This is a genomic window from Shinella sumterensis (assembly GCF_004514425.2).
GTDB classification, from domain to species: domain Bacteria; phylum Pseudomonadota; class Alphaproteobacteria; order Rhizobiales; family Rhizobiaceae; genus Shinella; species Shinella sumterensis.
Genome location: NZ_MYFN02000003.1, coordinates 127518 through 143152, shown reverse-complemented (window position 1 = coordinate 143152; position 15635 = coordinate 127518). Strand labels below are relative to the sequence as shown.

Below are 15635 nucleotides of genomic sequence, written 5' to 3'. Positions count from 1 at the left end.
GGATGCTGGCGTGCGCATCTGCGAAGGCTCATTCGAGCGCAAAGGCCGATTCCGCGTGGGAACGGCTTATGCGGGACATTCGAGAGTTGGGGGATGCCAACGATGAAATATACAACGGAAACAATCGTCCTTGCCGTGGGCGCATTCCTCGCGCTGCTCGGCGCGGCGTTTGCCCAGGACAAGCTTTTCGGGGCCCATATGTGGGTCCTCTTCTTCGTGCTCCTGACGGGCACGGTCTTCATGATCCGGCGCATTTCCTTCGCCCCGGCCAAGGTCGCGGCCTCGTCCGACGATGGCAGTTACTTCGACGAGGTCGTGAAATACGGCGTCATCGCAACCGTCTTCTGGGGCGTCGTCGGCTTCCTGGTCGGCGTCGTGGTCGCGCTGCAACTGGCCTTTCCCGATCTCAACATCGAGCCCTGGCTGAACTTCGGCCGCACGCGCCCGCTGCACACCTCGGCGGTGATCTTCGCCTTTGGCGGCAATGCGCTGATCGCGACGTCGTTCTATGTGGTGCAGCGCACCTCGCGCGCGCGCCTCTTCGGCGGCAATCTCGGCTGGTTCGTGTTCTGGGGCTACCAGCTCTTCATCGTCATGGCCGCCACCGGCTATCTGCTCGGCATCACGCAGGGCAGGGAATATGCCGAGCCGGAATGGTATGTCGACCTGTGGCTCACCGTCGTCTGGGTCGCCTACCTCGTCGCCTTCCTCGGCACGATCATGACCCGCAAGGAACCCCATATCTACGTGGCGAACTGGTTCTTCCTGTCGTTCATCGTGACGGTGGCGATGCTGCATATCGTCAACAACCTGGCGATCCCGGTGTCGTTCCTGGGTGTCAAGAGCTACTCGGCCTTCTCGGGCGTGCAGGATGCGCTGACGCAATGGTGGTATGGCCATAACGCCGTGGGCTTCTTCCTGACGGCCGGTTTCCTGGGCATGATGTACTACTTCATTCCCAAGCAGGTGAACCGTCCGGTCTATTCCTACCGCCTGTCGATCATCCACTTCTGGGCCCTGATCTTCATGTATATCTGGGCCGGCCCGCACCACCTGCACTACACGGCGCTGCCCGACTGGGCGCAGACGCTGGGCATGGTCTTCTCGATCATGCTGTGGATGCCCTCGTGGGGCGGCATGATCAACGGCCTGATGACGCTCTCGGGCGCCTGGGACAAGATCCGCACCGATCCGATCGTGCGCATGATGGTCATGGCCGTCGCCTTCTACGGCATGGCGACCTTCGAAGGCCCGATGATGTCGATCAAGTCGGTCAACTCGCTCAGCCACTACACGGACTGGACCATCGGCCACGTGCATTCGGGCGCGCTCGGCTGGAACGGCCTCATCACCTTCGGCGCGGTCTACTTCCTCGTTCCGAAGCTGTGGAAGCGCGAACGGCTCTACTCGATCCGCATGGTCAACTGGCACTTCTGGCTCGCCACGCTCGGCATCGTCGTCTACGCGGCGGTCATGTGGGTCGCCGGCATCCAGCAGGGCCTGATGTGGCGCGAATACGACGAGCAGGGCTTCCTGGTCTATTCGTTCGCCGAAACCGTCGCCGCGATGTTCCCCTATTACGTGCTGCGCGCCGTCGGCGGCGGGCTGTTCCTCTTGGGGGCGCTCATCATGGCCTACAACGTGACCATGACAATCCTCGGCTACCAGCGTGACGAAGCCCCGATCCCGGGTGCCGCACCTGCGCTCCAGCCGGCCGAATAGGAGGGGACACCATGTCCATTCTTGACAAACACGCGATCCTCGAACGCAACGCGACGCTTCTCCTCGTCGGCTCGCTCCTGGTCGTCACCATCGGCGGCATCGTCGAGATCGCCCCGCTGTTCTACCTCGAAAACACCATCGAGAAGGTGGAGGGCATGCGGCCTTATTCGCCGCTCGAACTGGCGGGCCGCGACATCTATGTCCGTGAAGGCTGCTACGTCTGTCACAGCCAGATGATCCGCCCGTTCCGCGACGAGGTGGAACGCTACGGGCACTACTCGCTGGCTGCGGAGTCGATGTACGACCATCCGTTCCAGTGGGGCTCGAAGCGCACGGGGCCGGATCTCGCCCGCGTCGGCGACCGCTATTCGAACGAGTGGCATGTCCAGCACCTGATCGAGCCGCGCTCGGTCGTGCCGGAATCGGTGATGCCGAGCTACGCCTTCCTCAAGGAGACGCCGCTGGAGGTGAAGAACATCACCCTGCATCTCGAAGCAAACCGCAAGGTCGGCGTGCCCTATACGGACGAGATGATCGAGAACGCGGCAGCCGATATCAAGGCGCAGGCGGATCCGAACGCGGACACGTCCGGCCTGGAGGCCCGCTATCCGAAGGCCAAGCTCGGCGACTTCGACGGCGATCCCGCGAAGCTCACCGAAATGGATGCGCTTGTCGCCTATCTGCAAATGCTCGGCACGCTGGTGGACTTCTCCACCTATGACGATGCCAGCGGTTACCGCTGAGGAGGTGGATCATGGAAACCTATACCGCCATGCGCCACTTCGCCGACAGCTGGGGCCTGCTCGCCATGACGCTGTTCTTCCTCGCCGTCGTCGGCTTCACACTCCGCCCCGGCGCCCGCAAGGCCGCCGAACGGGCCGCTGAAATCCCTCTCAAGGAGGACTGATCATGGCCGAGAAACATATTGACGAAATCTCGGGCGTCGAAACCACCGGCCACGAATGGGATGGCATCCGCGAACTGAACAACCCGATGCCGCGCTGGTGGGTCTGGACGTTCTATGCGACGATCCTCTGGGCGATCGGCTACACCATCGCCTTTCCGGCATGGCCGCTGGTCAGCGACGCCACAAGGGGCGTTCTCGGCTGGTCGAGCCGCGCCAATATCGCGACCGAGCTGGCGGAGGCCAAGCAGGCGCAGTCCGCCTTCGTCGACCGCATCGCCAATTCCTCGCTTCAGGAGATCATGGCCGATCCGCAGCTTTCGCAGTTCGCAATCGCGGGCGGCGCATCGGCCTTCAAGGTCAACTGTGCGCAGTGCCATGGTTCCGGCGCTGCCGGCGGCGCCGGCTTCCCGAACCTCAACGACGACGACTGGATCTGGGGCGGCTCGGTGGATGACATCTACCAGACCATCGCGCACGGTATCCGCAACCCCGGCGACGACGAGACCCGTATTTCGGAAATGCCGGCCTATGGCGAAATCCTGGAGCCCGTGCAGATCAAGCAGGTGGCGGCCTATGTCGTCAGCCTGACGGGGACGCCGTCGGATGCCAGCTTCGTCGAGCCGGGCAGGCAGATCTTCGCCGACAACTGCGCCGCCTGCCACGGCGATGACGCCAAGGGCAACCGCGAGTTCGGCGCGCCGAACCTCGCGGACGCCATCTGGCTGAAGGGCGAGGGCGAGGCGGCCATCGCCACGCAGGTCCGCGCGCCCAAGCATGGCGTGATGCCGAGCTGGCTGCCGCGCCTGGGCGATGCTTCGGTCAAGCAGCTTGCGATCTTCGTCCACTCGCTGGGCGGCGGCGAATAATCGCCGAGACCAGACATGACACAGGAAGAGGCCGCGTCGAACGCGGCCTTTTTCATGCGACGACCGTGTTGCGGCCTGCCGATTTCGCCCGGTAGAGATTGCGGTCGGCGGCGGCGAGCGCCTCGGCCGGATCGAACCGGGGCGCGCAATGGAAGGCGCCGATGCTGACGCCGAGGGGTATGCGGATGCCGGATGGGTGGCGAAGATCGATGGCGGCGACCGCCTCGCGCACCGCCTGCGAATGATCGAGCATGCGCTCGGCCGACGCGCCGTGCAGGAAAATCGCGAACTCCTCGCCGCCGAGGCGGCCGACGATGTCGTTCTCCTGAGACAGGCCCTGGAGGGCGGCGCCGATGAGATGCAGGGCCTCGTCGCCCGCCGCATGGCCGAACCGGTCGTTGACCGACTTGAAATGATCGACATCGAGAAAGAGCAGGCCGCCATTCGCGCCGTCGTTGCTGGATGCGGCAATCTCGTCCATGAAGGCTGCCCGGTTGAGCAGGCCGGTCAGGGCATCGCGCCGGGCCTGGTATTGCAGGCGGGCATAGGCCTTTTCCAGCGCATCGCGCGCCTCGGCGAGCGCCGTATTGGCGCGGCGCAGACGGTCGGCCTGATAGAAGTGCACGAGCGAGGCGGGGATGGAGATGGCGATCGGGCAGACGATGGTCATGATCAGGCCTGCGCCAGCCACGCGGCCGCCCATCATCGGTACGAAGGCGAAGCTGATCACGAGCGATGCGACCGTCGACAGCACCGCGACCAGTAAGGTCCTGCCCAGAATTGCGTACATCGACGAGCCCACGCTGATTTAACCGCTGGACTCGTCACTAGGAGGCGATCGTTGAAAATCCCTGAATTCCAAGGGTAAAAATGCTTCACGCCGTCAGATTGACGCCAGTCGAGCCGGTCAACGGTCGGACCAGACCGCCAGCTCGTATCCGTCTGGATCGGTGAAGTGGAAGCGGCGTCCACCGGGAAAGTCGAAGATCGGCTGCACCACCGTTCCGCCTGCCGCCTCGATGCGGGCCAATGTCTCTTCAAGCGCGTCGGCAAAAAGGATGATCAGCGGGCCACCCTCAGCGCGAACCGGGGCCGTAGTGGTAAAGCCGCCGGTCAGGCGGCCGTCCTGAAACTCGCAATATTGCGGCCCGTAATCCGTGAAGGTCCAGCCGAAGGCGCTGCCATAGAAGGCCTTGCTGCGGGCGATATCCGCGACGTTGAACTCGATATAGTCGATCTTGCGATCGGCGCCTCTGCTGCTCATCGCGGCAACTCCCTGTCTTCCATCAGTTTGGCCAACGCGTCGAGATCGCGGGCCACATGCGCCGCATCCGACTCGAAGGCCGCGTCATCCATATCCGGTTGCCGCAGCAGCGTGAACATCACCTCCGCGCCATCACCGTTCGGAACGATGCGCAGGGCGTTTTCGACGACCCGGCCGTCCGGCAGGATGACGGTATGATCGATGACGCCGAAATCGTTGGCCGGCGCGAACCGGACACGCACATTGCCGATCGGCCCGCCGTCGGCGATCCAGTCGTCACCGTCACGCGTCAGCCCCGAGGCGAGGCCCGAAGCCCAGAGCGGCATGTTCTCCGGCTTTGCTGCGAAGGCGTAAACGGCGCGCCAATCGCGATCGATGCTGCGGTGGATGATGCGGGCGGTCAGGGTGGTCATGGGCGCTCTCCTCATCGACGCAGGATACGTTGGAACAGGCTTATTTGTCGAACGAAAAGTGAACATGTCAGTCTTTTCGACAGCGGCATAGGGTATGTGCGACGCATTCGTGCGGCAACGCGCCACGCCCATGGCGGCCGTAACGCCCACCAAACTTGACGTAGATCAACGATGCGGCGCCCCGTTGGCGTCATTGTCCCCGGCACAGGCAGAAGATTCCGGGACATCCGCATATCATGACGACCGTCTACACCGCAGACACGACCATCGAGCGCCACGAGGCCGAGCCCGTCAACTCGGCCAAGGTGCGCAAGCCGCTCTACGAGAAGCGCAGGAAGATTTTTCCCAAGCGCGCCCAGGGTCGTTTTCGCCAGTTCAAGTGGCTGATCATGCTCGTGACGCTCGGCATCTATTACCTGACGCCGTGGATTCGCTGGGATCGCGGTCCCTATGCGCCAGATCAGGCGGTGCTCATCGATCTCGCCGGCCGTCGCTTCTACTTCTTCTTCATTGAGATCTGGCCGCAGGAATTCTTCTTCGTGGCCGGCCTGCTCGTCATGGCGGGCTTCGGCCTGTTCCTCGTGACCTCGGCGGTCGGGCGCGCCTGGTGCGGCTATGCCTGTCCGCAGACGGTCTGGGTCGATCTCTTCCTTGTCGTGGAGCGCGCCATCGAAGGCGATCGCAATGCGCGCATGAAGCTCGATGCCGGGCCGTGGACGCTCTCCAAGGTCTGGAAGCGCGTCAGCAAGCATGCCATCTGGCTCGTTATTGCCGTCGCTACGGGCGGTGCCTGGATCTTCTATTTCGCCGACGCACCGTCCTTGCTCGTCAATTTCGGCACGCTGCAGGCGCCGCCGGTCGCCTATATCACCGTCGCGGTCCTGACGGCGACGACATACGTTCTGGGCGGGCTGATGCGTGAGCAGGTCTGCACCTATATGTGCCCGTGGCCGCGCATCCAGGCGGCGATGCTCGATGAAAGCTCGCTGGTCGTGACCTATAACGACTGGCGCGGCGAGCCGCGCACCCGCCATGCCAAGAAGGCCATCGCAGCCGGGGAGAGCGTCGGCGATTGCGTGGATTGCAACGCCTGTGTCGTGGTCTGTCCCATGGGCATCGATATCCGCGACGGCCAGCAGATGGAGTGTATCACCTGCGCGCTCTGCATCGATGCCTGCGACAATGTCATGGACAAGGTCGGCAAGGAGCGCGGCCTGATCGCCTATGCCACCCTGTCGGATTATGCGGCGAACATGGCGCTCGCTACCGCAGGCGGCACGCAGCCGATCGCGCCGGCACGCGTCCGCAATGCCGACGGCACGTTCAACGATCGTGTCAGGCATTTCGACTGGCGGGTCATCTTCCGTCCGCGCACGCTGCTCTATTTCGGCGTCTGGTCGCTGGCGGGGCTTGCGCTGGTCTACGCACTTCTGGCGCGCGAGCGGCTGGACCTCAACGTCATCCATGACCGCAATCCCCAGTTCGTCGTGGAATCGGATGGCTCGATCCGCAACGGCTACGCCGTGAAGCTGCTCAACATGATCCCCGAACCGCGCGTCATCACCGTGTCGATCGAGGGCATGCCGGGGGCCGTCATGAAGATCGCCGGCCATGACAACACGGATGGCCGCAGCGTCGACGTGCCGGCCGATCCGGACAAGGTGACGGCGCTCAGGGTCTTCGTCACCCTGCCCAAGGACAAGCTGGCGGAAGCGGCCGACGGCTTCCGGATCGTGGCGGAAGATCGCCAGGGTCACGAGAGCAGGGCCTATTCCGCCAAATTCAACATGCCGGGAGCACGATAATGGTCGCCGAAAGCAAACAACGCGGTTTCGTCTTCACGGGCTGGCATATGCTCCTCGTCATGGTGCTGTTCTTCGGCACCATCATCGCGGTCAACGTCTTCATGGCGTGGAACGCGGTGCGGACCTGGAGCGGGCTGGTCGTGCCGAACACCTATGTCGCCAGTCAGCAGTTCAACGGCAAGGTGGAGGAGGCCAAGCGGCTTGCCGCGAGCGGCATCGAGGGCGATATCGTCATCAAGGACGGCCGCGTCGTCTACCATGTGGTCGATGCCGGTGGCCAGCCCGTCGTCGCCGACGAGGTCTCGGCCACCTTCAAGCGTCCGGTGGACGAGCGGGAGGATTTCACCCTGTCGCTCGTGCCCTCGGGTGCGGGGCGGTTCGTTGCCGAGCGCGATGTGCCCGCCGGCCAGTGGGTGATCGATATCGCCACGCGGCATCAGGGTGCGAAGGTGTTCCACCAGACGCTGCGCACCGTCGTCGCAGGAGGCCGCCAATGAGCTGCTGCGCACCCGGAACGGAAGGCGCGATGGAGGCCGAGCGCGCCCGCCATGCCTTGCCGTCGTCGGAGGAACTGCTGCTCGCCAGCCGCCCGGTTGGGCCGGGACTGCGCCAGAGCGACCTGAGCGTTCCCGGCGTGCATTGCGGCGCGTGCATCACCACCATCGAGACTGCACTCGAAGCCCTGCCGGAGGTCGAGCGGGCGCGCGTCAACCTTTCCACCCGCCGGGTCTCGGTGGTGTGGAAGGAGGAGGTGGGCGGCGCGCCGACCGATCCGCAGGCCATGGCGGCGGCGATCGCCGCCACGGGCTACGAGACGCATCTCTTCTCGCTTGCCGCGGAAGGCGACGACCTCCTGCGCAACCAGCTGATCCGCGCCGTCGCCGTTTCCGGCTTCGCGGCCACCAACATCATGCTGCTTTCGGTTTCCGTCTGGTCGGGCGCCGAGGCCGCGACGCGCGACCTGTTCCACTGGATTTCCGCCTTCATCGCCGGCCCGACGCTGATCTATGCCGGCCGCTTCTTCTACCGCTCGGCCTGGAACGCGCTGCGCCACGGCCGCACCAACATGGATGTGCCGATCGCCATCGCGATCACGCTTTCCTATGTCTTCTCGTTGTGGGAGACGCTGCACAGCGCCGAGCATGCCTGGTTCGACGCCACCGTCAGCCTGCTGTTCTTCCTGCTCATCGGCCGCACGCTCGACCATGTCATGCGCGATCGCGCCCGCTCGGCCATCACCGGCCTTGCCCGCCTCTCGCCGCGCGGCGCGATGGTGATGCTGCCCGACGGGTCGCGCGACTATCGGCCGGTCGAGGAGATCGCTGTCGGCGATCATCTCGCCATCGCCGCGGGCGAGCGTATTCCCGTCGATTGCCGCGTGCTGACGGGGGCAAGCGATGTCGACCGTTCCATCGTCAACGGCGAGAGCGATCCGCTTGCCGCCGGGCCCGGCACCCGCCTCGAGGCGGGCGCGATGAACCTCACCGGCTCGCTTCTGGTCGAAGCCGTCGCGACCGCCCGCGATTCCTTCCTGTCGGAGGTCATCGGCCTGATGGAAGCGGCAGAAGGCGGCAGGGCGCGGTATCGCCGCATCGCCGATCGTGCGTCGCAGATCTATGCGCCCGTCGTGCATGTCATGGCGCTGGGCTCGTTCCTCAGCTGGGGTCTTTATGACGGCGACTGGAAACATGCCCTCATGGTCTCCATAGCGGTGCTGATCATCACCTGCCCCTGCGCGCTCGCGCTTGCGGTGCCGGTGGTGCAGGTGGTGGCGGCCGGCCGCCTGTTTGCCGGCGGCGTCATGGTGAAGGATGGTTCGGCCATGGAGCGCCTGGCCGAGATCGACACCGCCGTCTTCGACAAGACCGGCACGCTGACGCTCGGCAAGCCGCGCCTTGTCGACCGGGATAGCGTCAATCGCGCCCATCTTGCGCTTGCGGCGGCGCTGGCGGCCCATTCGCGCCATCCGCTTTCCGTGGCGCTTGCCGGTGCGGTGCCCGGTCCCATGCCCGTCCTCACCGAGGTCCGGGAAATCGCGGGCGGCGGGCTTGAGACCGAAACGCCGCAGGGCCTGCTTCGCCTCGGCAGCCGCGCCTTTGCGGCCGGCAGGGCCGTTGGCGGCGAGGAGATGCACGGGCTTTCAGAGGTCGTGCTGTCGCGGGACGGCGTCGTGCTGGAGACCTTCCGCTTCGAGGACGCCCTGCGCGCCGGGGCCGGCGAGGCGGTCGGCGCGCTGCGCGAGGACGGCATCGCTATGGCGATCCTGTCGGGCGACCGGCCTGCGGCGGTCTCGCGCATTGCCGGCCTGCTCGGCATCCAGCGCTGGCAGGCCGGTCTTTCGCCGCGTGAGAAGACCGAGGCGGTCGCCGAACGTGCCGCAAGCGGTCATCGTGTCCTCATGGTGGGCGACGGCATCAACGATGCGCCGGCACTGGCGGCGGCGCATGTCTCCATGGCGCCGGCCAGTGCTGCCGATGTCGGCCGCCAGGCGGCGGACCTGGTCTTCCTGCATGAAAGCCTCGAGGCCGTGCCCTTCGCCATCGAGACCGCGCGAAAGGCCGGACGCCTGATCCGCCAGAACTTCGCGCTCGCCATCGGCTACAATGTCGTCGCCATTCCCATCGCCATTCTCGGGCACGCGACGCCGCTGATTGCGGCCATAGCAATGTCCACATCGTCGATTACGGTCGTCGTCAATTCGCTGCGCCTGCGCGGACGCCTGCCGGCCTTTGCGACACGCGCAGCGGATGCGGCGCGTCCGGTCAACACCCTGGTGAAGGCGGCATGAACACGCTCATCTTCCTCATCCCCATCGCGCTCTTCCTCGGCGCGCTCGGGCTTGCGGCCTTTCTCTGGTCGCTCAAGAGCGGGCAGTACGACGATGTGGAGGGTGCCGCCTGGCGTGTCCTCGACGATGGCGACGACCGGCCGGACAGGTAGTTTCGAGGGGTTCTAAAATGGCGGGGAATTCAAACAATCCCTTGTCGTAAATCGATTTGAATGCCAAAACACGCGCGCTGGAGCGATGCTCCACTCTCTCTTTTCGCGCGGCGTTTTCGGCACGGTTCCGAAATTCATCCCCGCCGCGCCATACCTACGGAGGTACTATCGTGGCACAGGCGGAAATCGGTCTTATCGGTCTCGGCGTGATGGGGTCCAACCTTGCGCTTAACATCGCCGAGAAGGGCAACAAGATCGCGGTGTTCAACCGCACCGTTGCGCGCACGAAGGAGTTCTACGAGGAGGCCGGCGATCTCAAGGGCCAGATCGTACCTTGCGAGACCATCGAGGAATTCGTCGCCGCCATCCGCCCGCCGCGTCCGATCATCATCATGATCCAGGCCGGTGCGGCGGTCGACCAGCAGATGGATCTGCTGCGTCCCTACCTCGAAAAGAACGACATCATGATCGATGCCGGCAACGCGAATTTCCGCGACACGATGCGCCGCTTCGATGCGCTCAAGGATTCCGGCCTCACCTTCATCGGCATGGGCGTTTCCGGCGGCGAGGAGGGTGCGCGCCATGGCCCGTCCATCATGGTCGGCGGCACGGAAGATAGTTGGAAGCGCGTCGAGAAGGTTCTGACCTCGATTGCCGCCAAGTACAACGACGATCCGTGTGTTGCCTGGCTCGGCGAGAACGGCGCCGGCCACTTCGTCAAGACCATCCACAACGGCATCGAATATGCCGACATGCAGATGATCGCCGAAATCTACGGCATCCTGCGCGACGGCCTGAAGATGAGCGCCGCCGAGATCGGCGAGGTCTTCGGCCAGTGGAACAAGGGCCGCCTGGAATCCTACCTCATCGAGATCACCGAAAAGGTTCTCGCCGCCAAGGACCCGATCGCTGGTGGCCCGATGGTCGACATGATCCTCGACAAGGCCGGCCAGAAGGGCACGGGCAAGTGGTCCGCCATCGAAGCCCAGAACATGGGTGTGCCGGCGACCGGCATCGAAGCCGCCGTTGCCGCCCGCTCCATCTCGTCGTTCAAGGCAGAGCGTGAAGCCGCCGAAAAGATCCTCGGCCTGCCGGATGTGCCGGCACTCTCGGTCGCCGACAAGGCCGCCTTCATCAAGGATCTCGAAAGCGCGCTTCTGGCCGGCAAGATCGGCGCCTATGCGCAGGGCTTCGCCGTCATGGCCGCCGCCTCGAAGGAATATAACTGGAACCTGCCGATGCCGACGATCGCCAAGATCTGGCGCGCCGGCTGCATCATCCGCTCGCAGTTCCTCGACGAGATCACCAGCGCCTTCACCAAGGCCCCGGATGCGGCAAACCTCATCGTCACGCCGGCCTTCGCCGCCATGGTCAAGGAAACCGACGGCGCGCTGCGCCGCGTCGTTTCGGCCGCTGCGCTGCACGGCCTGCCGGTTCCCGCACTCGCCTCCGCGCTCGGCTATTTCGACAGCTACCGCCGCGGCCGCGGCACGGCCAACGTTATCCAGGCCCAGCGCGACTTCTTCGGCGCCCACGGCTTCGACCGCCTCGACGGCGCCGACAGCCACCACGGTCCGTGGGGCTCCGGCCTGAACGGCTGAGAACACAAAGGGCCCGGTCGAGAGACCGGGCCTTTTGCTTATGGGCATTTGTGAAAGCCTCAGGCGTAGAGGCCGCGCAGGTGAGGGCCGGCCATATCTCCCGATGCGGTCGCCGGCGTGAGTGCCGCCGATGCCCTGGGTGGCGGCATTCTGGTGCCGATCGCAAAGAGGATGGCGCTGGCGGCCGCAAAGGCGGCAAAAAGCAGGAACATGCCCGGGCCGCCGAACGCCCCCAGCATGAGGCCGCCGAGCGTCGGCCCGATGAAATTGCCGACGGTCGAGAAGGAATGGGCGCCGAAATAGCTGCCGCGGTTATCGTCGTTCGCGATGCCGTCGACCAGCATGTATTCCGACGGGACGACAAGGATTTCGCCGATGGTGAAAACCGCCATCGAGATCGCAAGTCCCCAGAGGCCGCCGGATGCCAGGAAACCGAGTTCGCCGGCAAGAAACAGCAGGCAGCCGATCACGAGTGCGTTCAGCGCGCCGGCGCGCTCGATGAAGCGGCGGGCGAACGGATTTCCGAGCAGCACGACCACGCCGTTGATGGAGACGATATAGGCGAAGATTTCCACGCCGCCGGCAATGTTGCCGGCAAGATAGGGCGCAAGCGTCGCCGACCATTGGCCGTGGACGGCGACCAGCAGGGTGCCGCCGCCGACGAAGAAGGCCAGACGGGGATCGCGGATCGCTGTCCTGATGCTCTGAAGCACCGATATTTTGGGCGCGCCGATCGTTACCGCGGCAGGACGGTGGAGCGGAACCTTCAGGAGATGCAGGGCCAATGCGAAGAGCGCGTAGACGATGCCCGAAACGATGAAAAGCGTCGTGGATGCTGCGCCCGCCGCAATCCCGATCAACGGGCCGACGGCAAAGCCGAAATTGATAGCGGTGTAGCGCCAGGAGAAATATTTGAGGCGCATCGGCTCAGGGCATACATCGCTCATCAGCGCGCGTGAGACCGGTTCGTTGATCGCGATGGCGACGGCCGCGACGATCTGGGCGAGGCAGAAGGCAAGCACCGTTTCGGCAATGCCCATGCCGACCATGGCAAGCGCCATGGAAAGCAGCGTGAGCGTCAGGACGGTCTTGCGTCCCACCTTGTCGGACAGCGAGCCCGCAAGCGGCGCGGCGACCGCGCCCACCAGGGGGCCGATACCGAGCAGAACGCCGATCATGGCAGGCCCGAGGCCAAAACTCTGCTGTAGCTTGATGGCGAGGAACGACAGGGTCATCGCTCTTGCGACATTCACAAGACCTGCCCCGGCGACGAGGAACAACACGTAGTTCAATCTCTGCTTTTCATGGTCCATTGCGATGTCGCTCCGCCGCAGTCCGCTTCTCTCGTGACCTGTTCGATGCCGCAAAAACGGACAGCCCGCAACAGCCCTATCATCACACCGGGAACGTGTCAGGTTTCGCCCGTCGGGATCGGATAGCTCAGCGTCTGCAACTCTTCCGGTGCGCGTCCTTCGATGCGGGCGATGACGGCCTTGGCGAGTTCGCGTCCGGCGAGGCGAATATCCTCGCGCATGGTCATGACCTCCGGACGCAGCCATTGCAGCAGCATCTGCGATTCCTTGGAGACGAGGTCGATATGCTCGCCGAGTTTCAGCCCGTCCGCCTCCAGCGCCGCGACGAGCGCCACGGCGCCCGAACCGCTGCCCGAGACGATGCCGTCGGGGGCATTCGGCGCGCGCAGGAGGTTTTCCGCCGCCCGGCGTATGTCGACGAGGCTGCTGTCGAGGTTCACTTCGTTGAAGGGCACGGCCGTCGCGCCGAAGTCGCGGATGCCGCGCTCGAAGCCCGCCCGCATGTGCAGGTAGAAGGTCAGGTACGGCGGCGGCTGGAGCAGGACGAGCCGCTTGCGGCCCTGTTCGACAAGCTTGCGCACAGCCTCGTAGGCGAAGCGCTCGTTGTCGAAGTCGTGATAGGGATGTGTGAGCCCCATCTCCGTGCGGCCATGGGTGGCGAAGGGAAAATTGCGCTCCATCATCAGCGCCACGCGCGGATCCTTCGGCTCGGTGCGCGAGATGATCACGCCGTCGGCCGCGCCGGTTTCCAGCACGTATCGCACCGGATCGAGCGCATTGCCCTGGGCGCGGTAGGGCGTGACGACGAGGTGATACTGCGTCGTTGCGAGCACCTCCGAGATGCCGATCACCATGGGGCTCGTCAGGCCCATGATCTCTTCCTCGAGGCTGAGGATGAGACTGATGACATTCGTCTTGCCGGTGCGCAGGCGCACGCCCGCGCGGTTGGGCTGGTAGCCGATCTGGGCGGCGACGAGGCGCACGCGCTCCTTCGTCTCGGTGCCGATGTCGGGGGCATCCTTGAGTGCGCGCGAGACGGTCGTGATGCCGAGGCCCGTCATGAAGGCGATCGTCTTCAGTGTCGGCCGCTCATTCGTGCCCGCGGGCGCGGCTCGTGCGCCCTCGCTCAGCCTGTTCTTCATTCCGGCCCCAACCTCTCCGCATTAGCGAGCGGTTATACATGTTCTGCCCGGCACCGCCACATGGGCGCGCAGATGCATGGGAAAACTGTAACGATATAGTGATTTTGTCGAGCCTAAAATTCCGAAAACGGCTTTTTCCGATGCCTCGGCGACCCTTTACGCATTGCACAAGTCGGTGATGATCGCACGTGACGGAGTGCAGCTGAATAAACTTAAATAAATAATAAAAATAATTACTTGAGATTATTGTTCTGCTGGATTTTGCCGAATGAAAGCATCCTTTGCGCGTCTCTCAAATCGGGAGCTTTGAGGAAAACGTCCCTTTGTCGCGCTTGCAGGTTGCGCGTTCGCTCCTGTTCGTCTACTTTTTTACTGCAACGTTTCAGTGAGGGAGGAGACTCATGAAAATTCGTTCGATGGCCGCTGCCTTGGCGGTGACCGTGGCCCTGCCGTTCGCCGCAGCCCATGCGGCCGATCTGGAGGTGACCCATTGGTGGACGTCCGGCGGGGAGGCCGCGGCGGTCGCCGAACTGGCGAAGGCATTCGACGCGACGGGCAACAAGTGGGTGGACGGCGCGATCGCCGGCGCCGGCGGCACGGCGCGGCCGATCATGATCAGCCGCATCACCGGTGGCGATCCGATGGGCGCCACGCAGTTCAACCACGGCCGCCAGGCCGAGGAACTGGTGGAGTCCGGCCTGATGCGCGACCTCACGGATGTCGCGACGCGGGAAAACTGGAAGGACATCATCAAGCCGGCGAGCCTGCTCGACAGCTGCACGATCGACGGCAAGATCTATTGCGCGCCCGTCAACATCCACTCCTGGCAGTGGCTGTGGCTGTCCAACGGCGCCTTCGAGAAGGCGGGTGTGGCCGTGCCCAAGAACTGGGACGAGTTCGTCGCGGCCGCTCCGGCGCTGGAAAAGGCCGGCATCGTGCCGCTCGCTGTGGGCGGCCAGCCCTGGCAGGCGGCCGGCGCCTTCGACGTGCTGATGGTCGCCATTGCCGGCAAGGATACGTTCTACAAGGTCTTCAAGGACCGCGACGCCGAGGTTGCGGGCGGGCCTGACATCGCCAAGGTGTTCAAGGCCGCCGACGATGCGCGCCGCATGTCCAAGGGCACGAATGTGCAGGACTGGAACCAGGCCACCAACATGGTCATCACCGGCAAGGCCGGCGGTCAGATCATGGGCGACTGGGCGCAGGGCGAATTCGCGCTCGCCGGGCAGGTCGCCGGCAAGGACTATACCTGCCTTCCGGGGCTGGGCGTGAACGACATCATCTCGACCAGCGGCGACGCCTTCTACTTCCCGCTGCTCAAAGACGAGGAAAAGTCCAAGGCGCAGGAAGTGCTGGCGTCGACGCTCATCGCGCCCGCCACGCAGGTCGCCTTCAACCTGAAGAAGGGCTCGCTGCCGGTGCGCGGCGACGTCGATCTCGCCGCCGCCAACGACTGCATGAAGAAGGGCCTCGAAATCCTTGCCAAGGGCAACGTGATCGAGGCGCCGGACCAGATGCTTTCGGCCGACAGCCAGAAGCAGAAGGAGGACCTCTTCTCCGAGTTCTTCGCCAATCCCTCGATGACGCCGGAAGACGCCCAGAAGCGTTTTGCCGGCATCATCGCCTCGGCGGAGTGATCAGCGGACGGTCGGCGCTTGCCGC

At 64.5% G+C, this 15635-nt stretch carries 15 protein-coding genes; 10 read left to right on the top strand and 5 right to left on the bottom strand.

Translation table 11 applies throughout. The features are described from left to right. Positions 1 to 102: 102 nt before the first annotated feature. From ccoN to ccoP, 4 genes are read left to right on the top strand one after another with little or no spacing between them, the layout of a single operon-like run. Complete coding sequence (gene ccoN / locus B5M41_RS07740; protein WP_134650057.1) at positions 103 to 1722, top strand: cytochrome-c oxidase, cbb3-type subunit I; 1620 nt, start codon at positions 103 to 105, stop codon at positions 1720 to 1722. Positions 1723 to 1733: 11 nt separating this feature from the next. Continuing rightward, on the top strand, positions 1734 to 2465 hold the full coding sequence (gene ccoO, locus B5M41_RS07735; protein WP_134650056.1) for a cytochrome-c oxidase, cbb3-type subunit II: 732 nt from the start codon (positions 1734 to 1736) through the stop codon (positions 2463 to 2465). Positions 2466 to 2476: 11 nt separating this feature from the next. Next, positions 2477 to 2629 carry a cbb3-type cytochrome c oxidase subunit 3 gene (locus B5M41_RS07730; protein WP_134650055.1) on the top strand — a complete coding sequence of 51 codons (153 nt, stop codon included), beginning with the start codon at positions 2477 to 2479 and terminating at the stop codon, positions 2627 to 2629. A 2-nt stretch (positions 2630 to 2631) separates the two neighbouring features. Continuing rightward, the gene (ccoP, locus tag B5M41_RS07725) at positions 2632 to 3495 is read left to right on the top strand and encodes a cytochrome-c oxidase, cbb3-type subunit III (RefSeq protein ID WP_134650054.1); all 864 of its coding nucleotides are present in this window, start codon (positions 2632 to 2634) and stop codon (positions 3493 to 3495) included. A 52-nt stretch (positions 3496 to 3547) separates the two neighbouring features. On the opposite strand, the gene B5M41_RS07720 is transcribed toward ccoP, so the two are convergent. The 3 genes from B5M41_RS07720 to B5M41_RS07710 all read right to left on the bottom strand — a co-directional run bounded on the left by B5M41_RS07720 (position 3548) and on the right by B5M41_RS07710 (position 5172). Further along, entirely contained in the window at positions 3548 to 4285 is a 738-nt protein-coding gene (locus tag B5M41_RS07720) for a GGDEF domain-containing protein (RefSeq protein ID WP_134650053.1), read from the bottom strand. Between the two features lie 117 nt (positions 4286 to 4402). Continuing rightward, the gene (locus B5M41_RS07715; protein ID WP_134650052.1) at positions 4403 to 4759 is read right to left on the bottom strand and encodes a VOC family protein; all 357 of its coding nucleotides are present in this window, start codon (positions 4757 to 4759) and stop codon (positions 4403 to 4405) included. After that, positions 4756 to 5172 carry an SRPBCC family protein gene (locus tag B5M41_RS07710; RefSeq protein WP_134650051.1) on the bottom strand — a complete coding sequence of 139 codons (417 nt, stop codon included), beginning with the start codon at positions 5170 to 5172 and terminating at the stop codon, positions 4756 to 4758. Before B5M41_RS07710 ends, B5M41_RS07715 begins: the two co-directional genes overlap by 4 nt. A gap of 236 nt (positions 5173 to 5408) precedes the next feature. Between B5M41_RS07710 and ccoG the strand changes: the two genes are divergently transcribed. The 5 genes from ccoG (at position 5409) to gndA (ending at position 11518) form a co-directional block, all read left to right on the top strand. Beyond that, positions 5409 to 6977 (top strand): cytochrome c oxidase accessory protein CcoG, encoded by a 1569-nt coding sequence (gene ccoG, locus B5M41_RS07705; protein WP_134650050.1) that lies wholly within the window; start codon positions 5409 to 5411, stop codon positions 6975 to 6977. Continuing rightward, the gene (locus B5M41_RS07700) at positions 6977 to 7474 is read left to right on the top strand and encodes a FixH family protein (protein WP_134650049.1); all 498 of its coding nucleotides are present in this window, start codon (positions 6977 to 6979) and stop codon (positions 7472 to 7474) included. Before ccoG ends, B5M41_RS07700 begins: the two co-directional genes overlap by 1 nt. Continuing rightward, complete coding sequence (locus B5M41_RS07695) at positions 7471 to 9765, top strand: cation-translocating P-type ATPase (RefSeq protein WP_134650048.1); 2295 nt, start codon at positions 7471 to 7473, stop codon at positions 9763 to 9765. The genes B5M41_RS07700 and B5M41_RS07695 overlap by 4 nt, the downstream gene beginning before the upstream one ends. Further along, positions 9762 to 9917 (top strand): cbb3-type cytochrome oxidase assembly protein CcoS, encoded by a 156-nt coding sequence (ccoS, locus tag B5M41_RS07690; RefSeq protein WP_134650047.1) that lies wholly within the window; start codon positions 9762 to 9764, stop codon positions 9915 to 9917. The genes B5M41_RS07695 and ccoS overlap by 4 nt, the downstream gene beginning before the upstream one ends. Before the next feature lie 170 nt (positions 9918 to 10087). Continuing rightward, positions 10088 to 11518, top strand: a complete 1431-nt coding sequence (gndA, locus tag B5M41_RS07685; RefSeq protein WP_134650046.1) for an NADP-dependent phosphogluconate dehydrogenase — start codon at positions 10088 to 10090, stop codon at positions 11516 to 11518. 59 nt (positions 11519 to 11577) lie between these two features. On the opposite strand, the gene B5M41_RS07680 is transcribed toward gndA, so the two are convergent. Both B5M41_RS07680 and B5M41_RS07675 read right to left on the bottom strand, forming a co-directional pair. After that, positions 11578 to 12831: an MFS transporter gene (locus B5M41_RS07680; protein ID WP_134650045.1), complete on the bottom strand. Its 1254-nt coding sequence runs from the start codon at positions 12829 to 12831 to the stop codon at positions 11578 to 11580. A gap of 98 nt (positions 12832 to 12929) precedes the next feature. Then, a complete protein-coding gene (locus B5M41_RS07675) occupies positions 12930 to 13973 on the bottom strand; it encodes a LacI family transcriptional regulator (protein WP_134650044.1) in 1044 nt (347 codons plus the stop codon). Between the two features lie 401 nt (positions 13974 to 14374). On the opposite strand from B5M41_RS07675, the gene B5M41_RS07670 reads away from it, so the two are divergent. Next, the gene (locus B5M41_RS07670; RefSeq protein WP_134650043.1) at positions 14375 to 15610 is read left to right on the top strand and encodes an ABC transporter substrate-binding protein; all 1236 of its coding nucleotides are present in this window, start codon (positions 14375 to 14377) and stop codon (positions 15608 to 15610) included. Positions 15611 to 15635: the final 25 nt, after the last annotated feature.